This is a genomic window from Pseudomonas grimontii (assembly GCF_007858185.1).
Classification (GTDB): domain Bacteria; phylum Pseudomonadota; class Gammaproteobacteria; order Pseudomonadales; family Pseudomonadaceae; genus Aquipseudomonas; species Aquipseudomonas grimontii.
Genome location: NZ_VFES01000008.1, coordinates 38,721 through 59,822, shown reverse-complemented (window position 1 = coordinate 59,822; position 21,102 = coordinate 38,721). Strand labels below are relative to the sequence as shown.

At 55.4% G+C, this 21,102-nt stretch carries 18 protein-coding genes and 2 pseudogenes; 19 read left to right on the top strand and 1 reads right to left on the bottom strand.

Features of this window, described 5'->3' with window-relative positions; genetic code table 11:
• Positions 1-164 precede the first annotated feature (164 nt).
• The 6 genes from FIV39_RS14195 to FIV39_RS14170 are packed head-to-tail and all read left to right on the top strand — an operon-like array spanning position 165 to position 7,294.
• A complete protein-coding gene (locus FIV39_RS14195) occupies positions 165-1,526 on the top strand; it encodes an MFS transporter (RefSeq protein WP_090406411.1) in 1,362 nt (453 codons plus the stop codon).
• A 19-nt stretch (positions 1,527-1,545) separates the two neighbouring features.
• Complete coding sequence (locus tag FIV39_RS14190; protein WP_090406414.1) at positions 1,546-2,397, top strand: fumarylacetoacetate hydrolase family protein; 852 nt, start codon at positions 1,546-1,548, stop codon at positions 2,395-2,397.
• Between the two features lies 1 nt (position 2,398).
• Positions 2,399-3,220, top strand: a complete 822-nt coding sequence (locus tag FIV39_RS14185; RefSeq protein ID WP_090406417.1) for an IclR family transcriptional regulator — start codon at positions 2,399-2,401, stop codon at positions 3,218-3,220.
• Between the two features lie 29 nt (positions 3,221-3,249).
• Positions 3,250-4,905: a bifunctional 3-(3-hydroxy-phenyl)propionate/3-hydroxycinnamic acid hydroxylase gene (locus tag FIV39_RS14180; RefSeq protein ID WP_167361124.1), complete on the top strand. Its 1,656-nt coding sequence runs from the start codon at positions 3,250-3,252 to the stop codon at positions 4,903-4,905.
• A 15-nt stretch (positions 4,906-4,920) separates the two neighbouring features.
• On the top strand, positions 4,921-5,769 hold the full coding sequence (locus FIV39_RS14175) for a VOC family protein (protein WP_090406420.1): 849 nt from the start codon (positions 4,921-4,923) through the stop codon (positions 5,767-5,769).
• Between the two features lie 43 nt (positions 5,770-5,812).
• Entirely contained in the window at positions 5,813-7,294 is a 1,482-nt protein-coding gene (locus tag FIV39_RS14170; protein WP_047531102.1) for an aldehyde dehydrogenase family protein, read from the top strand.
• A gap of 63 nt (positions 7,295-7,357) precedes the next feature.
• On the opposite strand, the gene FIV39_RS14165 is transcribed toward FIV39_RS14170, so the two are convergent.
• Positions 7,358-8,422 carry a hypothetical protein gene (locus tag FIV39_RS14165; RefSeq protein ID WP_020300876.1) on the bottom strand — a complete coding sequence of 355 codons (1,065 nt, stop codon included), beginning with the start codon at positions 8,420-8,422 and terminating at the stop codon, positions 7,358-7,360.
• 306 nt (positions 8,423-8,728) lie between these two features.
• On the opposite strand from FIV39_RS14165, the gene FIV39_RS14160 reads away from it, so the two are divergent.
• The 13 genes and pseudogenes from FIV39_RS14160 to FIV39_RS14105 all read left to right on the top strand — a co-directional run bounded on the left by FIV39_RS14160 (position 8,729) and on the right by FIV39_RS14105 (position 21,004).
• The gene (locus FIV39_RS14160; RefSeq protein WP_090406423.1) at positions 8,729-10,024 is read left to right on the top strand and encodes a PucR family transcriptional regulator; all 1,296 of its coding nucleotides are present in this window, start codon (positions 8,729-8,731) and stop codon (positions 10,022-10,024) included.
• A gap of 221 nt (positions 10,025-10,245) precedes the next feature.
• Positions 10,246-11,241, top strand: coding sequence for a hypothetical protein (locus tag FIV39_RS14155; protein WP_090406428.1), 996 nt, complete (start codon positions 10,246-10,248; stop codon positions 11,239-11,241).
• Positions 11,242-11,443: 202 nt separating this feature from the next.
• A pseudogene (locus tag FIV39_RS14150) lies at positions 11,444-12,297 on the top strand (IS5 family transposase).
• Positions 12,276-13,259 carry a SphA family protein gene (locus tag FIV39_RS14145; RefSeq protein WP_090410070.1) on the top strand — a complete coding sequence of 328 codons (984 nt, stop codon included), beginning with the start codon at positions 12,276-12,278 and terminating at the stop codon, positions 13,257-13,259. The pseudogene FIV39_RS14150 and the gene FIV39_RS14145 overlap by 22 nt, the downstream one beginning before the upstream one ends.
• A gap of 435 nt (positions 13,260-13,694) precedes the next feature.
• Positions 13,695-14,324, top strand: a pseudogene (locus tag FIV39_RS33925) (HAMP domain-containing protein); the annotation flags it as partial.
• A 69-nt stretch (positions 14,325-14,393) separates the two neighbouring features.
• Complete coding sequence (locus FIV39_RS33920) at positions 14,394-15,182, top strand: methyl-accepting chemotaxis protein (protein WP_371101270.1); 789 nt, start codon at positions 14,394-14,396, stop codon at positions 15,180-15,182.
• A 248-nt stretch (positions 15,183-15,430) separates the two neighbouring features.
• Positions 15,431-16,183: a hypothetical protein gene (locus FIV39_RS14135; RefSeq protein ID WP_069551383.1), complete on the top strand. Its 753-nt coding sequence runs from the start codon at positions 15,431-15,433 to the stop codon at positions 16,181-16,183.
• Positions 16,184-16,298: 115 nt separating this feature from the next.
• On the top strand, positions 16,299-16,529 hold the full coding sequence (locus FIV39_RS14130; protein WP_020300882.1) for an AlpA family transcriptional regulator: 231 nt from the start codon (positions 16,299-16,301) through the stop codon (positions 16,527-16,529).
• Between the two features lie 4 nt (positions 16,530-16,533).
• A complete protein-coding gene (locus FIV39_RS14125; protein ID WP_020300883.1) occupies positions 16,534-17,376 on the top strand; it encodes a ParA family protein in 843 nt (280 codons plus the stop codon).
• An 85-nt stretch (positions 17,377-17,461) separates the two neighbouring features.
• The gene (locus FIV39_RS14120; RefSeq protein ID WP_076964377.1) at positions 17,462-17,671 is read left to right on the top strand and encodes a hypothetical protein; all 210 of its coding nucleotides are present in this window, start codon (positions 17,462-17,464) and stop codon (positions 17,669-17,671) included.
• A 14-nt stretch (positions 17,672-17,685) separates the two neighbouring features.
• The gene (locus FIV39_RS14115; protein ID WP_090406431.1) at positions 17,686-19,272 is read left to right on the top strand and encodes a ParB family protein; all 1,587 of its coding nucleotides are present in this window, start codon (positions 17,686-17,688) and stop codon (positions 19,270-19,272) included.
• A complete protein-coding gene (locus tag FIV39_RS14110) occupies positions 19,269-19,817 on the top strand; it encodes a DUF2857 domain-containing protein (protein ID WP_020300885.1) in 549 nt (182 codons plus the stop codon). The genes FIV39_RS14115 and FIV39_RS14110 overlap by 4 nt, the downstream gene beginning before the upstream one ends.
• Positions 19,814-21,004, top strand: coding sequence for an STY4528 family pathogenicity island replication protein (locus FIV39_RS14105; RefSeq protein ID WP_090406435.1), 1,191 nt, complete (start codon positions 19,814-19,816; stop codon positions 21,002-21,004). Before FIV39_RS14110 ends, FIV39_RS14105 begins: the two co-directional genes overlap by 4 nt.
• Positions 21,005-21,102: the final 98 nt, after the last annotated feature.

Below are 21,102 nucleotides of genomic sequence, written 5' to 3'. Positions count from 1 at the left end.
CTCATTGCCCTGGTGCATGCCGCCGAGGAACAAAAATACCATATTTCCTGCTATTTAGGATTTTGGTTAATTTTAACTTTACAGGATTTTTGCTTCGTAATAGATTTAGCCTCAGTCAAGGGCACCTGCCTGCCCAGACAATAAAAACAATAAGAGGCCAGTTCATGCACACGCATACACCCAGCAATATCCTCTGCGACGTCGTTGACGCCCGCCCTGTCAGCCGGTTGCAATGGGAGGTGCTCGCCCTCTGCGTACTGGTCGCAGTGCTAGACGGATTCGACACCCAGATCGTCGGTTTTCTGGTGACTGCCATGGCATCAACCTTGAATGTAACGCCCCAAGCCTTGGCACCGGTGTTCGCGGCGGGTTTATTTGGTTTGATGCTCGGCGCACTGCTACTGGCGCCTATGGCGGATCGCTTGGGGCGCAAGAGAATTCTGGTGTTGTCGATCCTGCTGTTCGGCACATTCGCGTTACTGACCGCTTTTGTTAACAACGTCTCGCAACTGCTCGTCGTGCGCTTCCTGACCGGCATAGGCCTCGGCGGGGCAATTCCCAACCTGGTGGCGCTGATCTCTGAATACAGCCCGCGACGTTACTCGCGCAGTGCCGTGACGCTGCTGTTCTGTGGCATGCCACTGGGCGCCATGCTGGCTGGCTTGACGGTCGACCAACTGCTCGCTACCTGGGGGTGGGAAAACCTTTTCCTGATCGGTGGCGCGCTGCCGTTGCTGGTCGCCGGCGTTGTGGTGTGGCGGCTTCCAGAGTCGGTAGAGTTCCTCAGTCGCCAACCCGGCAGTCGTGCTGCCCTCAGCGCTATCATTAAACGGCTCGCACCCAACCTCGCAGAACTGCCCGCCAGTCTTGGCCAACTACGCCAACAGGCAACCTCCTCTACCTCCCTGAGTCGTCTTTTCACAGCCGGCATGTGGCGCCGCACCCTGCTGCTTTGGCTGCCGTATGCCATGAACTTGCTGATTTTGTACTTCATCATGAGCTGGATCCCGACGCTGTTAGTGGCAGCCCATGCACCGCTGAGCATGGGCATTCGCGCCATCATTCTCTTCAGCCTAGGAGGTGTGATCGGCTCGGTCGTACAAGGCTGGCTGATGAACCGCTGGGGCTCGGTCAACGTATTGACCATCGAATTCATGGGCTACCTGGCGATCGTGCTGGCGCTCAGCCAATTGCCTGTTTCGATTTATTCGCTTTTCCCCGCAATGTTGTTGCTGGGCATTTTGGTGCAAGGCGCGCAGGCAGGTCTTAACGCTTTGGCCGCCGAGTTGTACCCACAGGAAATACGCTCCACAGGCATCGGCTGGGCACTTGGCGTCGGGCGAGTGGGTTCCATTACAGGGCCCGTTTGCGGCGGCTTGATGTTGGCAGCCGGCTGGGTTTTGACAGAGATCCTCAGCGCAGCGTTGGTTCCGGGAATCATCGCGCTGACGGCGATTTCCTTGCTACGACTTGACCCCGCGAGCAAACAACAACCCACACCCTCACAGTCTGTTACTCATCATTGATGCAACCAGAGGCATACCCATGAAAATCGCAAGCTTCGTTTACCAAAACCGTTCCACGTACGGCATTGTTGAAGGTGACCACGTCATTGACCTGGAATCACTCAAGTCTCACCTGGGTGCGGACCTCAAAGAAGCCATCGCGCGCAATCGACTGAGCGAACTGGGGGCTGATGCGCTGAAAGACCTGCCTCGCCTGGCATTGAGTGAAATCACCTTTTTGCCGGTCATTGCCAACCCAGGCAAAGTGCTCTGCATCGGGATCAACTACGCCACGCATGTGCGCGAGACTGGCCGGGACATGCCGACCTACCCGATGATTTTCACCCGCTTTGCCGACAGCCAGACCGCACACCTGCAGCCCATCGTTCGCCCAACCGTGTCCCACAAGCTTGACTTCGAAGGTGAACTGGCCGTGGTGATCGGCAAGACCGCTCGCCACGTCAAACCGGAGGACGCCTTGGACTACGTCGCCGGCTATGCCTGCTACAACGACGGCAGCGTACGTGATTGGCAGAAGCACACGATCCAGTTTGTTCCAGGGAAGAACTTCCCGGCCACCGGTGGATTCGGCCCATGGATGGTCACCAGCGATGAAATCGTCGACCCGCAGGACCTGGAACTGACGACTCGTTTGAACGGCGAAGTGATGCAACACACGCGCACCAGCGACATGATTTTCGATGTCCGCAAGTTGATCGAGTACTGCACCGCGTTCACTGAACTGGCCCCTGGAGACGTAATCGTCAGCGGCACCACCGGCGGCGTTGGTGCATTCCGCGAGCCACCAGTCTGGATGAAGCCGGGCGATATCGTCGAAATCGAAATCGAGCGCATTGGTATCCTGCGCAACAGTATTGTAGACGAGCGCTGACATGCAAAGACCGTTTGATTCCGAAGACACCACCGAGCACCTGGCAGACAGCAAAGGCTCCAGCCTGGAGCGGATGCTGCGAATTCTCGACCTGTTCACCGAGCACCATCCCATCTGGACGGTCGACGGGATGGGAAATGCGCTGGGGTTCACACGCTCCACTGCCTACCGTTATGTACGCGAACTGGCCGAGGCCAACTTGCTGTTTCAAGTGGAGGCCGGTCGCTATGCGCTGGGCGCGAGAATCATCACCTGGGATCGCCAACTGCGCGCCAGTGATCCGTTGGTACGCGCGGCGCACTCCCTGGAGTCGACCTTTCCGCAATGGGGTGCCGAGCAAGCCTGGTTGGTGTGTCGGCTGTTCAAGGATCAAGTGGTCTGTGTCCATCAAACCGGCAACCTTTCCAACCAAGTGAGCTACTCGCGAGGATCGCCAAGACCTTTGTTCATGGGGGCGACCTCTAAAGCGATCCTCGCCAACATGGGCTCACGGCATCAAAGCCAACTGTTTCTGGAAAACCCGAGTGACATCGAGTCCAGCAACCTTGGCAAGACGTGGGAGGTGTTCCGGCGCTCGCTCCAACGCTTGCGCCGCCAGGGATATGTGCTGAGCACCAGCGAAGTCGATGCTGACGTCTTTGGCCTCGCGGCCCCCATATTCGATGGCGACGGCAAAGTGGTGGGCAGCATCAGCTGCGTGCGCCCGACCTCGCAACGCGATAGCGAACAGGATGAAGTGCAAGGCCAGCAAATCCTCGCCCTTGCCGACAATCTTTCACAACTCATGACCGCGCTGGCGCACAGACCAGAAGTACTGGACTGACCAGCCCGGCGGTCACCGAGGGAATAAAAATGACAACCCTTACACCCGTGAATACTGACGTACTGATTATCGGTGCCGGCCCGACAGGACTCACGTTGGCCAACCTCCTAGGGCAGGCCGGCGTGCGTACGACCATCCTTGATCGTAAAGCCGGCACCGTGACTGAACCGCGTGCCGTTTCGATCGACGATGAGTCGCTGCGAACCATGCAGGCAGCCGGGCTGGATGAAGCCGTGTTGGCTGACGTCGTCAAAGGCTACGGCGTTCACTACTTCGACAAGCCAGGGGGACGTTGCTTTGGCAAGGTCGAACCTGTCGGCAAGCAATACGGCTACCCCAAACGCAATGCGTTCAGGCAACCCCTGTTCGAACGCACGCTGATGCAAGGTATGGAGCGTTTCCCTAGCCTGACTCCGCTTTTCTGCCATGAACTGATCGACTTCACACAGAACGCCTCAGGCGTTCTCGCTCGAATACAAAATGCGGCCGGTGACACGGTTGAGGTGCACGCCCAGTACATGGTTGCCTGTGATGGCGGCAGAAGCCCGGTTCGAAAACAACTGGGTATCGATATGGTGGGTTCCAGCTTCAAGTCCCGATGGTTGGTCGTGGATCTGGATCAGGACGATGACCCGTTCTGGCAGACTCGTGTGTATTGCGATGCGCAGCGACCTGTCGTAGAAGTGCCCGGCCCTCATCAGACACGTCGCTTCGAGTTCATGCTCAAAGACGACGAGACTGATGACCAAATGCTCAGCGACACCAGCCTCGGCAACCTGCTGCGGCCGTTTCGGGGTGAAAAAGCCTATTCGCTGGTGCGCAAAGTGGTCTACACCTTCCACGCCAGGGTCGCTTCTCGATGGCAGGACGGTCGTGTTTTTCTCGCCGGGGACGCTGCGCACCTGACCCCGCCCTACGCGGGGCAAGGCATGAACAGCGGTGTGCGCGATGCGCATAACATCGCTTGGAAGCTCGTGGCGGTACTCCGCGGACAAATGGCGCAAAGCGCCCTCCTGACCTATGAAAGCGAACGCCGCGATCATGCCTGGGCGCTGATCAAGCTGGCATTGAATCTCGGGGTGGTCATGGCGCCAGCTTCGACCTTGCGCGCCAAGCTCATTACCAGCACCTTCCGTGTGATCGGGCTGATACCGCCTCTGCGCGATTACTTCCTGCAGATGAAATTTAAACCCAAGCCTCGTTTTACCCAGGGCCTGGTGTTATCCCAAGGTAAGGCCGGCAACCTGCGCGCCGGAACAATGTTCCCGCAGCCGACACTCTTCGATTCGCAAGGCGGCGCGCGACTGCTGGATGAGTATGTCGGCCCTGGCTTCGCCTTAATTCAATACGGCGACCTTCACAGCCAACGCATGGATCAATTGCAGCACCCGCTCTGGGACCACCTGGATGCCAAACGCATCGTGATCATTCCACAAGACGCTCCGCTTCCGCCGCCTTTGGCGGGGTTCACGATCGTACATGATCGCAACGGTGAACTAAGCGCACTGTTTACCGAGGTCAGCACCTTCCTGCTGCTACGTCCCGACCGCTATGTCGCCGCCATATTTAACCAGGCTCAGGAGTCAGAAACAGCTCTGGCTCTTCAGTCCGTGTTGGGCATTGCACAGGCTACGACAGTCGCCGTCGCGGCTGCCAATACCGCCCATTCCCCAGTTACTATTTGATCGCGGAGTTTTTCCATGACAACCCTTCAGACTTCGACGCCTGCTCAACTGTGCTACCTGCACCTGGCAAGCAAAGAACCCCAACGCCAGGTAGATTTTTATACGCGAATGATGGACATGCGCGCCTCACCACAGACAGACGGAAGTCAGGTGATGCGCGGGCCTAAACGCGCGGCAATCATTTCGCCAGCCGATCACAGTGGCCTGCTGGCCGCGGCCTTCAACCTCCACTCCAATGCCAAACTGGAAGCGCTGCGTCAGAACCTGAATGAGCGTAAATGCCAGATGGACCCGGTGACCTCGCCTTTGCTTGAGCCAGGCGCGTTTGCCATTCGGGATCCACAGGGTCGCCAGACGATATTTGGCGTAGCACTTCCCGATGCAAGTGCTGATCTGCAAGGCATGCCGTCGAGGTTGCAGCACGTTGTCTTCCAGACAACCGAGCTTGAGGCGATCGTCGATTTTTATGTCAACACCGTTGGCTTCACCATTTCCGACAACGTGGTTGACCAGGAAACCGGCCAGGTCATGGTGTGTTTCTTGCGCTCCGATGACGAGCATCACTCCCTCGCCTTTTTCCGCGGTTCGAAGAATGAATGGGACCACCATTGCTACGAAACCAATGAGTGGAATGACATTCGTGATTGGGGCGACCGGTTTGCCAAGGAGCGCATCAGCATTTTCTTCGGCCCTGGCCGTCATGGTCCGGGCAACAATCTGTTTTTCATGGTGGTCGATGCCGATCGGAACCGACTGGAATTCTCGGCCGAACTTGAACTGGCGCCAGCAGACCGTGAAGCCGGCGTATGGCCGCAGAGTGAGCACACTCTTAACTCCTGGGGCCGCGCCTGGATGCGCACCTGATTTTGCAGGGAAGTCAATCCATTAAATTGATCGAGTCGCCTAAATGAACAACCAGAACGCACCCGCTCCATTTGCCATTCAAGGTCATCAATACATTAACGGCCGCTGGCAGCCAGGTCGCTCAACCAAACGCCTGGACAACCGCAACCCCTTCAACAACGAGTTGCTGTTGGACATGCCGCTCGCCTCGGTCGCCGATCTGGATGAAGCCTATCTGGCCGCCGAAAAGGCACAGCTGGAGTGGGCTGCGCTACACGCCGGCCAACGGGTTATGTTGCTTGAAAAGCTTGCCGTTATCGTTGCGCAGCGCAGTGAAGAAATTATCGACTGGCTCATCAAAGAGTCGGGCAGCACTCGAATCAAGGCTGGCATCGAGTGGCAAAGCACGCTGAACCTGGTCCGAGAATGCGCGAGCATGCCGATGCAAGTAGAGGGTCGGATCTTGACCAGCTACAAGCCCGGCGAACAGAGCTTTGTGTTCCGTGATCCACTTGGCGTTGTGGGGGTGATCAGCCCATGGAATTTTCCGCTTTATCTAAGCATGCGCTCCGTTATTCCGGCCTTGGCATTAGGTAATACCGTAGTGCTGAAACCTGCGAGTGATACCGCTGTCAGCGGCGGATTGTTGATCGCCTACCTACTGGAGGCGGCGGGCTTCCCTGCGGGCACCATCAACGTTGTTGTGGGCGCCGGATCGGAAATCGGTGACGCCTTCGTGGAACATCGAGTACCCAGGCTGATCTCGTTCACCGGTTCTACGGACGTGGGGCGCAATGTCGGGCGCATCGCCACGGGTGGCAAGCACATCAAACGCGTTGCTCTTGAACTCGGTGGTAACGCGCCACTGGTGGTGCTGAATGATGCCGACGTTGAAGTGGCAGCTCACGCAGCCGTGGTCGGCCGTTTCCTGCATCAAGGGCAGATATGCATGAGCGTCAACCGAGTGATTGTTGATCGCACCTTATACCCGGCGTTTGCAGAACTTGTGGTGGAGAGGGTCAGCAAGCTGAAAGTGGGTAACCCTAATGATGCGGACACCGTGATTGGGCCTGTCGTCAATCAATCGCAATTGAATGGCCTGTTACGCAAGATTGATCAGGCACACAGCGCTGGCCTGACTAAACTGTTCGGCGCTTCAGCCAACGGTCTGTTGCTCCCACCGCATGTTTTCGGCAACGTAAAAGCCGATGACGCCCTGGCGGTAGATGAAACATTTGGCCCACTGTTACCAATGCTCATAGCCGACGATGAAGCGCACGCCCTGCGACTTGCGAATGCCAGCGAGTATGGGTTGTCCAGTGCGGTATTCACCCAAGACATGGCGCGCGGGTTGCAGTTCGCTCGTGGCATCGTCGCCGGCATGACGCACATCAACGACATCACCGTCGATGACCAGCCAAACGCGCCCTTCGGAGGTGAAAAGAACTCCGGGCTCGGGCGTTTCAACGGTCATTATGCCGTCGATGAATTCACTCGCGCACACTGGGTGACCTGGCAGCCAGGTGGTCACCACTACCCTTTTTAATGCACCACGCAGTCAGCCCCTGTCGGGGCTGATTGTCATGCAGGGCAACAAGGTGAGTTGGCGTTACTCGTCGCCGCCCAAAGCCGCTACCTGAGCCTCTATGGACTTGATGCTTTGTTTGTCGGCTGCATTTTGCGGTGTAACGCCATCGCCCAAAGCGGCATGAAAAGGGCAACCGACAAATTTAGGATCGTTCTTGTACGTTTCGACGTAATGCTCGGGGAATTGCTTGTCCAGCGCCTGGATGCCCTTTCGCACTTCGGCTTTATCTTCACTGGACATGTTCATCCGCTCTTCGATATAGGCTTCAGTCGGATCGTCGGCATTCATTTCCATCATGCCCATCATGTAGCCGGCCAGTTGCGGCAAAAGCTGGGCCGCGGCGGGGTCAGGGCGGTCGACCTGCATGGTGTCGAGCGTGGTGGTCAATGACATGGCGCGCAGTAACTGATGGCCAAACCAATGCAACTCCTTGGGGAAGAAGCGGAAGACAAACTGCTCATGAATCGCCGTGATAATGAGATTGCCACGTTCAAGCTTGGGTTTTGGAGCATTTTCGAAGGCTTCGCAAAATTCCACGAGCGCGTCGAAACTATCCGGGTAACCAGTGATCGGCTGATCGTTTTCAGCACGGAAGAGTTTGCACATGTCACGCCAGAACAAGTGCGCGGCAATCTTCTCGTTCTCGGAGAGGCCCGGGGCGCCCATCTTCAACTTCAGACGGTGCATTGTGATGGCGGTGAATGCACAGACGTACACGTAATCGTCATTATAAGAAAAGGCACCGGGATACTGCTTGGCCCAATGCGCATGAAGATTATTAATACCTTCAACCGACTTGATGGTGCGGCTGTCTTCAGGACCGTAGAACCACCACAGCGCATTGGCGCTGCCGGTCTGCTCTACACGCGAGGTGGACCGTGAAACGACTTTGCCACCGTCTTCACGCCAGACCGCTCTGGAGCCCCAATCGGTGACGACAAAATTAGGGAAGGTCAACGCGTAGATGAAGTTCTGCATGAAGTCGTTCAGCCCGTAGCTGTTCGATAAACGCCAGATTTCAATGTAATCCTTGCTTGGGTCGAGGCTTTGGATTTTGGCTTGAATCCACTTTTTAGGGGCAGACATGTAGATCCTCTCTTCGCTTGAGTGCACATAGTGAATACGAAAATAGAGGCCTCTGATCAGCGGCCTTCAGTCGTCAGACAGAAGCGCTCATGGCGCAACGTCTGGGTGCTCTCGATTTAAAAACACCACCACTTACGATAGGGCCTCGCCCCGGGCCAGTCTCCGGTCTGTCCATCCAAGCTCGACGGCGTTTTTGGTATTGCAGTATCACCGCGACGCTATACTGCAATCACAGTGCGCTGGATCCCCACGGGCGGCTGCGTGATGCGTACATAAATAATCATTACGACTCACAGGGAGTACCGTTTGACTACTGATCTCTATTCTCACCTGCAGCCAAAAGGCTCGGTCGAGGACGCTTTTTCCAAGGCGGTGATTGGTCAGCATCATCTGACCAATGCTGTGTTGAAGATGGGTGAAGGTGCGGTGGCCTGGGCGCTTGAGGAGGCCGCCAGTTCCCTCAAGCGCTTGCAGGACGAATTTCAAACGGTGCCTGACTTGCCGACGCCAGAGATACGCCTCAACCTTGAAACGCTCATCCTCGATATATTCATGAGTTCGTTATCGAGAAACAGTGAGCACTTTACGCTGAAATTGATCCCTTCAATGGCGCGACAAGCTGCACGTCGCGAAGTACCGTTCAGCAGCATCGTCAAAAACATGCGAGCCAACCAGACTATCTGGGTCAATCATTTTTTCACCGCGTCGGCGTCCAGGACTTTTGCACCCTCAACGGTTCAACGGTTAGTCACCAACGGTGCAGGCGTGGTGGATGAAATCATCGAGCACTTTGTGCTGTGCTACCTGGACGAGCGTCAGGTGCTGATGGAAAGTCAAATCGCGAGACGCCGCGCCCTTGTGGAAAAGTTGATCGGCAATGCGGGCGCGCTTCAACCATTCGAGCTAAAGCAAATCAAAAAAGATCATGGCCTGGATCTTGAGCATTTCCATGTCGGTATCATTATTTCTGATCTCAACACCAAGCTCAGCTCAGACTTGGGTGAGTTACAACGCAATTTACAAGATGCAATCATCGGCGATACACCGCTGGTAGTTTCCTTCACTCAGCATTTGACATGGGCTTGGGTCAGTACACCGCGCGCCCCTACTCCGACCCAACTGAAACGACTTGAAGAAACACTGGGGCAATTAAGTGGAACTCAATGTGCACTGGGTGAACCAGCGAAGGGCCCTGCTGGGTTCAGGCGTACTCATCTTCAAGCCAGAGATGTCAGTAGCGTTGCAATCCTTTCCCCAATCAAAGGCGTCATGCGCTGGGCTGACCATGTCCTGACGATCCTGGTCGGTCAGGATCTTGAAAAGGCCGCGTGGTATGTCGACTCCGTGCTCGGACCTCTGGCAAACAAATCAGAGAAAGCCGGCGGCTACCGCCAAACACTCAGCGCTTACTTGCAGTCAGGCAACAGCTTGCTCCACGGTGCTGAAGCGCTAGGTATTCACCGCAACACGCTAGTGTATCGACTGCAACAGATAGAACTACTGCTGGGTTGTCCTATCAAGCAACGAGAGCTCGAAATACGCTGCGCCTTGCACCTGATCACCCAGTACGAGGGCCGTGTCCTCAAGCATGAAAGGGAATAGAAACAGGTAAACAGTGAGATTGATGTATCCCAGTCGATAGACCATCAACGCACGTTTCAAGCGCTCGAGGGCCGCCGTACTGCAATACCAAAACCAATCATTATTTTGGTTTTCCGGCCTAATGACTGCGCTCGGTACTTCTTCTAACTTGTAAGCCATCCGCAGGAAGCGCAATGACCATGCGCCCAGTGAGATGACAACAAAAATAAGAGGAAAACCCGATGACCCGCAAATGGATCGCCGCGCGTATTGATCAGCTCGACCCTGCTACCGACTATGACGAGATCTGGAAACTCTCTGCGGCTTATCGGCCAACCGACTTCATCATGAATCTTGTGTACGCCGTCACTTTCCCTCACTTCTTCGTAAGGGAATTGGACGCGTTGCCTCTCATTGACAACGGTGACGGGAAAATTCTAAAAAACTCATTCAGACGCTCCGATGACACATCCTGGAAGATGCAGGTTTGGTGGCATTACGGTTCACACCACGACAAGACCCGCGAAAACGTTGAGTCGATAAACAAAATACACTCCCACTACGCTCAGCGATTTGGCGAGAGCTTCAGCCGCAACGACACCTACGTCTACACGCTTTGCTATGAAGCAGCCGGCATGCATCGCCTGATGCAACGCGTAGGTATGGCGGGCATGAGCGAAAAAGAGAAGCTCGCCGCTGTTAAATACTGGCACCAGATGTCAACCATTTTTCGCAACGCCGGGACGGGCGAAGCGATTACAGGCTTCCCTGATTCCTTTGATGGAATCATGGCCTTCATGGATCGCTGGGAAAGTGAGGATGTTCCCAAACACGACATGGGCCCACCGGCGGCGCGAGCAATAATCCAACAGTTCGCCGATCGTTATTTTCCAAAGTTCTCACACTCTCTGGTATTTGCCTGGGTGATCAGTCTTTATCCCGATCATCTGATCCGCGCCTACGAACTCAAACGACCCTCACCGTTGGCCAGGAAAGCATTGCGTTTGTTTACTGCCGGTTTTCTGTGGATGGGGGAAAAGGTGATCCCTGATCCGAAGGACACCTTCACGGAACGCCGGCAAGTGGCGCATGCCGCCAAGCGCGCTGCGGGTGCATCTAAAACACCAGATCAGCAGAGCGAGCAGGCGAAAGTCGCGGGTTGCCCTTTCCATCGATTCAGAGCAAAGCCCTCAGCGTCTGATGCCGCGAGCCCAGGTACCACGCAAGCAAAAAAATAATGTGCCAAAAGCACATTGGTACCAGATTGCTTGATGCAAAAGCACTCTGGGAATTACCAAATAGCGCCAAAAAAAATAACAATAGAGCCAACAACGATGAACACAATAAAAAAAATTTGTCCAGCCTTGCTAGGCTCTGTACGTAAACCCAAGAAATACGATTTTCTGTAAAATACACCGCCATTAAAGCCAGGAGGCCAAGATGGCAAAGCGGTATGAACTCCCCGACGCAGCCTGGGATCTGGTTGCAGATATCTTCACCAAAAATCAGCGCACCGGGCGCCCTCGGGCCGATGATCGCCTGATGCTAAACGGTATTCTCTGGGTGCTTTGCTCTGGCGCAGCCTGGCGAGACATGCCCGAACGATTCGGCCCTTGGTCAACGATCTATCAACGGTTCCGGGGATGGCGTGATTGCGGAGCTTTTGATCAGATGCTCAAGCGTCTTCATATCCGATTGAATGAGCAGGGTTTGATTGACTTGGAAACATGGATGATCGACTCCACTGCCGTACGAGCAACCCGGGCCTCATCAGGTGCCGGGAAAAAAGGGGATTTGAAGAACCGCAAGACCACGCGCTCGGGCGCAGCCGGGGTGGCCTGACGACCAAGATTCACATGCTGTGCGACGCCAATGGTGTGCCTCTGCGTTTCCTGTTGTCAGGCGGACAAGCCAGCGATATAGCCTATGCCCAACCGCTACTCGATCAGGCTTGCATACCCAGCCTGCGCGGTCGCCCACGCAAGCGTTGCCGCTGGTTGCTGGCTGACAAGGGTTACGACGCTGAAGCGCTGCGCCAGTATTGTGATCGTTATCGCATGCAGCCAGTCATTCCGTTGCGAAGCATGAAGCGCAAAACCAAGCCAGGATTGCCTCGACTTTTTGATCGCCCCAAATATCGGCAGCGCAACATCATCGAACGCATGTTTGGCTGGCTGAAGGAGAACCGTCGCATCGTGACGCGCTTCGACAAGCTCGCAACAAGTTTTGCGGCGATGGTCTCATTGGCCTGCGCTATGCGGTGCTTGCGACAATACTTTACGTACAGAGCCTAGTCCTCGCCACTCTCTCGTCCCTAGAAACTGTAGCCGCCAACGGCCCTCCACCGCCTAGCGTTGGGGAGCCGAACGGGATCAATCTGGGAGGCACCAGTTTTTACGATGGATTTGCCGGCCTGCCCGGCTTTTCGTTCCAGCAATACTTGAAGTACACCAGCGCCAGTTCGATTCGAAATAACTCGGGTAAGGAAATCAAAGACTTTGATAACCCGAAGATCAATGTCACCAGCCTGATCAACCAACTCAGCTATTACTCGCCCAACACTATTGGCGCGGGCGCACACCTGGGCTGGAACATCATTGTGCCGATCGTTTCACTCGACGGTGACTTTGGTAGCAACGGTCCACAACTCAAGGACAACGCCACTGGAGTTGGCGACGTCACCACCGGCCCGCTGGTGCAGTTCGATCCTATTGTCGATGAGCATGGACGACCTATTTTCGTCCAGCGCCTGGCACTGGATGTGTTGTTACCCGTCGGTAAATACGATGAACACAAGGACCTCAACCAAGGATCTAACTTCTACTCGATCAATCCTTACTGGGCGGCGACCTGGATGCCCGCACCCCGCTGGGAAGTGAGCTGGCGCTTGCACTATCTGCAAAACTTTAAAAACAAGGACCCAGCCAGCAGTTCAGTGCAACTGTTCGAAGGTCAGCCTGTGCGTGATACCCAGGCAGGCAAAGCAGCATGGATTAACTTTACTGCCTCCTATGAAGTGATACCCAACGTCTCAGTTGGCCTCAATGGGTATTACTTCAAACAAATAAGTGATGATGAGGTCAATGGTCACCGCCTCGCCGACTCTCGCGAAAAAGTGCTTGGGATTGGCCCTGGGGTGTTCTGGAAAGTAGGCGATGGTGATGGTGTCTGGTTCAACACTTATCGTGAGACCGAAGTAGAGAACCGCGCACGCAACGACTACGTCGTGCAGGTACGTTACGCGCACACCTTTTGAGGTCAAGAGCATTATCCTCGATGTAGCGATACGTCGAGGTGGCGCTCAACTCTTCCCCGCCACGGACGCGTTGGCTTCCAAGTTAACCGTTCGTCGAAATAAATATTGGATATGGAAGTGGGTCGACAAATGGAAGGTGGGCCTCAACGAGCTGAACGGCAATCTGCAGGTAACTCCTACCGAGCACAATAGCCGTTCGTGTGTCTTTTGCGTTTGTCCGGCTGCACTGAAGATTAGCGCTACCGAGAACATATCCGTCGTTCACACCGAGATCGCCTATGACTTGTGCTACCTCAGTAATTCTTAATTCTACACAAATTTCAGATCCGCGTTTCGCCGATTATCTCGCCTACTCCGCAATGCCGCGAGTCGCATCAGGATGAAATTAACCCTGCATCGTTTCTGCTGAAAGACCACGCCAATAAAACGAGATCCATGATGCAATATTCGCTCGCAGGCAAAATGATGATGACGCTCACACTGGTCATGCTTTGCGTTTCACTCGCTGTCGCGACGCTCAACTATCAATTCACGTCTCGGGAGTTGAGCAGACAGCAACTCAGGCAAGCCACTACGTTACTTGAGCTTGCGGCACAATCCCTAAGCGAACCGCTCGCGAGTGGTAATCAGGCTCAGATCGAAAACTTGCTGAATGAACTGTTGCGCGCCCCCGATGTTAATGGACTAACGGTGCGCGATTCCCGTACGCAACGTTCAACTTCTGTCAGTCAGAAAAACGCGGCTAATGTCTCCTTCCGGCTCAACACACAGGTAATGCATCATGGTCAGGCGCTGGCTATGCTGGATATTGAGTTCAACAACCAGGCGCTGAGAACGACCCTGAAAACTGTATTACTGCAAAACTTGGCAGTCACCGCAGTTTTGTTGCTCGCTACCTTGGGGACTGTGTGGCTATTGACCCGGCGTCACATTCTGCGACCAGTCAAAGAGGTCAGCCTTTGCCTGGCGCAGATAGCACGAGGTGAAGCTGACTTGAGTAAACGCCTAGATGCCAGTTGCCCTGATGAAATTGGTGAGTTGGCTGGCAACTTCAACCTAGTGCTTGAACGGCTATCGAACCTGATTGCGGATGTCGGGCTCGTCTCTAGCGCTCTCGATCAGCATGCCGGTGAAATGGACATAACAACTGGTCACACCTCGCACGCTACCGCCCAGCAGGTTCAGCAGGTCGAATCCGTAGCCGCTTCCGTGCAGCAACTCGCTCGATCCGCCATCCAGGTTGCCAGACACGCCTCGAGCACTAGCGCACAAACACGCGAGTCGGCAGCCCATGTCTGCGAAGGGAACGCCATGATGGACGCCAGCCAGCAAATGGTCGAACGCCTGGGGACACAGATAGCCCATACCGCTCTGAAACTGGGTGACTTGATGCGAGACAGCGAGGGGATCGGTGCGATGGTGGTCACTATTCGCGGGATCGCCGAGCAGACCAACCTCCTCGCCCTGAACGCTGCCATCGAAGCCGCACGAGCCGGTGAGCAAGGACGAGGATTTGCCGTGGTCGCTGACGAAGTCCGTGCCCTGGCGCTAAAGACCCGCCAGTCGACCGAAGTCATTGAAAATATTGTCACCCAGTTACAGGGCGCAGCGCATCAGGCACGAGAAGCCATGGAGGGTTGCCAGAATGCGCTGCAGGATGCGGTGGGCACCTCACGGCAAGTCGGTGAGTTCCTGACGCGAATCAGCGAAAACATTCAGGGCATCAATGAAATGAACCAACACATTGCTTTGGCTGCTCAGGAGCAGAGTACTGTCGCGGAAACGGTGAACGAAAATATCATCACCATTCACCGACTGAGTGATGGAGTCTCCCACTATGTCAATGACCTGGCTGATGGAGCACGACTCCTGAATAAGCAAAGTCAGTTGCTGCACCACAGAATAAGCTCTTTCAAAGTCTAGCGATGCATAGGTTATTGGGAGAAGCACCGTGGTGCTGTGCGTCTAAATCGTCAATTGAAACAAGCGTAAGAACTCGATAACCAGAGTGCATTAGGTGCTTAATGCTCGGATCTCTCACGAAAAAAAGGATATCGATTTACCAACAAATAAAACCGAATCAAGGGACAGTTGCCGCACGGAAGCCCAGCTAGTAAAGGCCATAAAAACGTAGTTAGCGGATCTGTTCCCTCAAATATGAGGCTGCTCCTATGTATGAACCCGACAGCTACAACGTTTTTGCAAAAATTTTTTATCGGCCCATTGACGCAGCTATACGCTGGTGCAATCTCATGGCTCATGAAACCCAAATACTAGAATCGGCTTGGGACTGTCCTGCGCTCCTGTCAAAATACTTCCCCCAATGGCCGTGCCTACAGGCAAATACCGAAAAAATTATAGATGCCATTCGCCATGGCGACCTGGCCTATGGCTGCTTCGGCGTGTCGGTCACGATTGGCACGCCCATCGATTGCAGTCAGATAACTATCCGCCATACTGACCTCAGAGTTTGGATGGCGCGCTACTACCCTGACCAAAGACCAAGCTTTCTTTTCGAACAGTCCTTCAACCAACAAGGAGCTATCAGCCCTGGCACCTATCTGGCCTTACAAGCCGACCGAGATGCAATGCAATTGCGGATAAAAAATATAGAAGCGTCTTATCAACAACTACTCGATGAGCTTGAAGCAATGGGGTTGGAAAGAGAAAATATCCATCAGTTACTAAAGTCCAACAGTAAACTCAGTGACCGCAGTGAAATCGGCTACCTTAAAGTCATAGGGGCGTTGCTTGAACTAATCTTAGGACACTCGCCATCAGGTAAACCGCACTCAGTATTTGATAGTCAATCCTCCATCGTCAATTCCATCTCAGCTCATCGCAAAGACGATCCTGGCCTGAGCAAACGCACGCTGGATGCAAAGTTCGCCGCAGCCAATCGCATACTCAAAAAAGATATCTGAGTGGAGCAATTGCACTGCAATACCTCTGATTGCAGTGCAATGACTCTCCCCCAATTCTGCTATTCAATTCAGGTCACTTCCCACCACGCGCCAATCGGCGCCAGGAGTGACCAGCATGTCCAGCCAATCCTTACCCATCGTTGAAGCACCTCAACTGCAGGTAGAACGCCACATCATGCGACGTGACGAGGTGGAGCGAAAAACCGGCTTCAAACGCGCGCACATCTACAACCTGATGAAGGAAGGTAAATTCCCTCAGGCTAAACGCATTGGATTGCGGGCAGTCGGCTGGGACTCGCTAGAAATCGAGCAGTGGGTCGTTGAACGCTTAGGCAAACAGGCCTGATGCCATGCGTGTGGTATCGGTGGTTTCCACCAAAGGCGGGGTGGGCAAAACCACAGTAGCCGCCAATCTCGGCGGCCTACTGGCTGACGCAGGCCTACGCGTCCTGCTACTGGATCTGGATAGCCAACCCACCCTCTCCAGCTATTACGCCTTGAGCCAGAAGGCTGATGTCGGTGCGTACGAGTTCATCGCACTCAACCTAGCTATGCCTGCCCAGATTATTTCCAGGACAGTGATTGCAGGGCTCGATCTGATCGTCTCCAACGACGATCAAGGTCGACTGAGTACCTTGCTGCTGCACGCCCCTGACGGGCGATTACGCCTACGCAATCTGCTCGACAACTTCCGCGCCCGTTACGACCTGCTTTTGATCGACACCCAAGGTGCGCGTAGCGTGCTGCTGGAGATGGCCATCCTGGCCTCCGACCTTGCCCTCTCTCCCATCACCCCGGAAATGCTCGCCGCCCGCGAACTGCAGCGTGGCACCTTGAAGCTACTCAGCGAACTCGAACCTTTCCGCCACCTGGGCATTCCACCCCCACCCTTACGACTGCTCCTGAACCAGGTGAATGCCATTCGAGTGGACACCCGGATGATCATCCGTGGCCTGCGCGAGACCTTCGCAGGGGCTAACAACATCTCGGTTCTAGACACCGCAATTCCGGAGCGAGTGGCGTACCTCAACGCCGCCTCCCTTGGCCTACCGGTCCACCGAGTCGAGACACGCCAGTCACGGGAACGACGCTCGCCATCCGCGATGGAAACCATGCAAGCGCTGGCCATCGAGTTGTTTCCGGAATGGCGCGAAGCGATTTCTAGGGTGGGCAGGTGCACGGAGGTTAAATGACACCATTCACCATGCCGGCACTTCTCGCCCAATCATTGTGTTTGCTCGACCTTATAGCCAACAGCGTTTGGCAAGGAGTCTTCTGATGTTGGATCAACTTCCCATCATCGCTCCACCATTCACTCGACCACACCACCCATCTGGCGATGAATACTGCACTGTCGTCTTTCGCCTGCAGGGTGGACGCTCGGCCATGGGTTGGCTCCTCGCAGAGCTTTCCAGACATTTCGAAGGTTCGGGGACTGCCAAGATCGTCAAGTTCGAGGTCGGTGACCATTTGCGTAACCGGCGTTAACTGAGGTTGTTCCGATGAAGAAGCTCAGTCAGGCGCAGATCACCGACAAGCTGCACCAGGACCACTTCCCTCGAGGTCCAGAACTGGAGCGGCTATCCGATCCACTTACTGACACGTCTATGCTGGTCACTCTGGAGCAGTTGCGGCCCTACGAACACAACCCTCGATTCATTCGTAATCCGCTGTATGACGATATCAAGGCTTCGATCCGTGAACGCGGGCTGGATCAACCACCGCCGATTACCCGTCGTCCGGGAGAAACCTATTTCATCATCCGCAACGGCGGTAATACGCGCTTGGCGATTCTCGGCGAGCTGTGGCAGGAAACTCGCGACGAGCGTTTCTTTCGGATTCACTGCCTGTTCCGACCTTGGAGCAATGAAACCAACGCCCTACTCGGCCATTTGGCGGAAAGCGATCTGCACGGCCAACTCACGTTCATCGAACGGGCTCTGGCGGTAGCCAAACTCAAAACCATGCTTGAATCGGATGGCCCACAGCTCTCACAACGGGAGCTGGCTCGACGTCTTGCCGCTGGGGGCTATCCGATTTCACAGTCGCACATCAGCCGGATGCTGGACACCCTCGAACACTTATTACCCGCCATTCCACAAACTCTGTATGCCGGGTTGGGTAAGCCTCAGATAGAGCGTCTGATCGGTCTACGTAGTCAGGCTGAGCGAATCTGGAACCGTTATCCAACTGCCACAGTTGCATTTGCAGAGTTCTGGCTGGAAACCATGGGTTACTTCGATTGCGATCCTGAATCCTTTGATCTTGAGCAGATCCAGGATGAATTACTCGAACGCATGAGCCGCTTGCTCGGACAGTCCTACCGTATGCTGGCCCTGGAGCTGAGCGATACCCAACGGGTCGTATCCACGCCTGGGGCTGTCACTACCACGCCCTCAGAGAACATCTATCCGCCAAGCGAACATGAAGCCGCGGCAGAACCGCCCTCCTCCGACACTGAATCACAATCAACCCAGGTCGAGAGCAGGATAGAGTCAGTTTCAGAAGAACTGCTCGCAGAACCCGAAACAAATGTTTCACCAGCGGTCAATCCTCGATCACGCGTTCAACAGATTCGTGAGCAAATCGATCGCGAGATAGCCACCAAAGCGACGTCTCCAGTCGAAACCTGCCCAATCGACGACCTCTGGACGATCACACCAACGCTGGATACACCCGAACAACTGCGTTTAGCCATTGCCGGACTGGCGCGAGAAATGGCGGCCTATGCCGGATACCCCGAGAGCATCATCGGTCAGCCGCTTGGCTTGGGCTTCGCCCTGAACATCGAGCGAGTTGATCTTGCAGCGCCTCACGCAACCGGCGTTCACCTACTGCTCATGGCCCTGCTGCGCGCTCAAGACGACGTCAACTGGGAAGATCGTAAGCAACTGCCGTCAGCGCTGTTCGGCCAATTGTTGCTGGGGATCTATCAACTCCCGCTCACAAATCGTCCCGCCGTGGACGTGGGACTGGAGCGGCTGCCCGACAGGCTGTTAATCAAACTGTATCGCCTGATCCGCCTGGCCCGGCGTCTGATCGACTTAACGATTCCCCCTGAAGATAGCTCACCGAAGGAGCTGCCATGAACCTGTCCTTCAATGTGCTCAACCAGGCCATGCTGACCCAGATACTGCATGAGCTGCGCCAGGGTAACCTGCAGCGCTGCAAGGCACTCGGACTGGGTGAGGACGACATCTACCTGTTGCAATCCTTACCGCCCACTACGTTGTCGCGCCTGGCCCATGCAACCATCCCCTGGGTTGAGATCAAGATTGACTCGCCGGTGCTGCATCGGTTGATCGAGCAAGCCGAACGTGACGAGCAGAACGAGCGCTTGATCAACCGCGCGCTCAAGCTCGGCGCCAGCAGCACCATCATGTACCAATGCTTTGGCTTGGCGCATTCGGAAACCGCCCTGCGTCGACGTCTGCTCAAGATAGAAACCCGAAAAGGTCGCCCTCAGAATTTGAGCGAGGCGCAGGAGCATGCGCTCTGGCAGCGTTGGTGCCAACTACGCGCTCAGGACAGTACCGAGGACCAGCTCGACGCCATGATGATGCTGGCGGAGGAGCAACAGATCAGCTTGACCATCGTCTGGCAACAAATCGACCAGTACAGCAACGGCACATGAACACAGCCCCTTTCAGTCGTTGGCAGCGTGTCCTGCAGCAATGCACCCAGCATCTGAGTGAACGCTGGCCCGTACGCCCTACCACTGAACAACCCTCCAACCAGGCCCTGCAAGCTGGCTTTCTATTCAGTGGCCAATCTCACGAAGTCGTGCCACGTCGGCTGCTGTTGGATAGTCGGTTGACGCCGTTGGAACGCAATGCCTGGCAGGTGTTTCGACTCATGCTGCAAGGCCAGGGCGTGGTCACGCCGCGCTATGAGGATTTGCAGCCTTACCTGTCGAGCGTGCCCTACGGTGCGTCAGCCTCCCGTGAAACCATTGCTCGGGTGTTGACGATGCTCAGGTTGACGCGCTGGCTCAGTTTGGTGAGTCGCGGACGCGATCAGCTCAGCGGACGTCTTCAAGGTTCTCTGTATGTTCTGCACGATGAGCCGTTAACCCCCGCCGAAGCCATGGAACTGGATCAGGATTACCTGGCGCTGGTCGGGCATGCCCTCGGTCATGCGACGAAGGCGGTGCGTATTGTCGCTCAGCACGTTGTGGAGGAAGTCCGCCAGGACACGAATATCGATCGTGATCGGTTACCGACGCGGCTCGACAGCTGGGGCGAACACTGGACGCAGCAAGGATTGGATCAGCCAGCCGTTGATGCCTTCCACGATTCCGAACGGGAGGAAGATCACCGCGTTCGGAATCGTGCAGGCCCTCGTTCGGATTCCGAACCGGGCCTGAACGTCAATGTTTCAGACACCGTTCGGAATCCGAACGCCGCCTGTACTGTATTAAAAGAAAGTATTTGTACAGTACCGCGCGCGACCGCAGCGGTGGATAACCTGCACTGGCCCGCTGCGCTGCACCTGAGCCCAAGCGAGCGTCAGGCCGTCGCCGTGGCGCTGAACAAGCTCAAACCAGCGGATCGGCAGGCGGTGCTCAACGAAGCGGGAGCACGTTGTGCGGCCGGTGGAATCCGCAAGCCAGCGGCGTATCTGATGGGCCTGATCCAGCGCGCACTGAAAGGTGACTTTCGTCCTTGGGCAGGTCAGGCCGAACCTTCACCCATTGCAGAATCACCTCCACCCGCTCCCTCGCGGCCATCTCGACAACAGGGCGAACCCGCGTCTGCCCTCGCACAAGCGTGCCTGAATGAGCTGCGCCAACTGCGTGGCAAACGCGGTGGACCTCAGTAGATTTGATGCCAGTGGCATCAAATCCATGGTGTTCCACTCTACGAACACATCGGACCAAACTATGAAACTCTTAGGGAAAAGCCGGGACATCTCTTTCG

Coding starts and splice junctions, on each gene's coding strand:
- FIV39_RS14175 (WP_090406420.1), top strand. CDS start 4,921: ATGACAACCCTTCAGACTTCGACGCCTGCTCAACTGTGCTACCTGCAC.
- FIV39_RS14170 (WP_047531102.1), top strand. CDS start 5,813: ATGAACAACCAGAACGCACCCGCTCCATTTGCCATTCAAGGTCATCAA.
- FIV39_RS14115 (WP_090406431.1), top strand. CDS start 17,686: ATGAAGAAGCTCAGTCAGGCGCAGATCACCGACAAGCTGCACCAGGAC.
- FIV39_RS14130 (WP_020300882.1), top strand. CDS start 16,299: ATGTCCAGCCAATCCTTACCCATCGTTGAAGCACCTCAACTGCAGGTA.
- FIV39_RS14125 (WP_020300883.1), top strand. CDS start 16,534: ATGCGTGTGGTATCGGTGGTTTCCACCAAAGGCGGGGTGGGCAAAACC.
- FIV39_RS14195 (WP_090406411.1), top strand. CDS start 165: ATGCACACGCATACACCCAGCAATATCCTCTGCGACGTCGTTGACGCC.
- FIV39_RS14185 (WP_090406417.1), top strand. CDS start 2,399: ATGCAAAGACCGTTTGATTCCGAAGACACCACCGAGCACCTGGCAGAC.
- FIV39_RS14155 (WP_090406428.1), top strand. CDS start 10,246: ATGACCCGCAAATGGATCGCCGCGCGTATTGATCAGCTCGACCCTGCT.
- FIV39_RS33920 (WP_371101270.1), top strand. CDS start 14,394: ATGGACATAACAACTGGTCACACCTCGCACGCTACCGCCCAGCAGGTT.
- FIV39_RS14190 (WP_090406414.1), top strand. CDS start 1,546: ATGAAAATCGCAAGCTTCGTTTACCAAAACCGTTCCACGTACGGCATT.
- FIV39_RS14105 (WP_090406435.1), top strand. CDS start 19,814: ATGAACACAGCCCCTTTCAGTCGTTGGCAGCGTGTCCTGCAGCAATGC.
- FIV39_RS14165 (WP_020300876.1), bottom strand. CDS start 8,422: ATGTCTGCCCCTAAAAAGTGGATTCAAGCCAAAATCCAAAGCCTCGAC.
- FIV39_RS14120 (WP_076964377.1), top strand. CDS start 17,462: ATGTTGGATCAACTTCCCATCATCGCTCCACCATTCACTCGACCACAC.
- FIV39_RS14135 (WP_069551383.1), top strand. CDS start 15,431: ATGTATGAACCCGACAGCTACAACGTTTTTGCAAAAATTTTTTATCGG.
- FIV39_RS14110 (WP_020300885.1), top strand. CDS start 19,269: ATGAACCTGTCCTTCAATGTGCTCAACCAGGCCATGCTGACCCAGATA.
- FIV39_RS14180 (WP_167361124.1), top strand. CDS start 3,250: ATGACAACCCTTACACCCGTGAATACTGACGTACTGATTATCGGTGCC.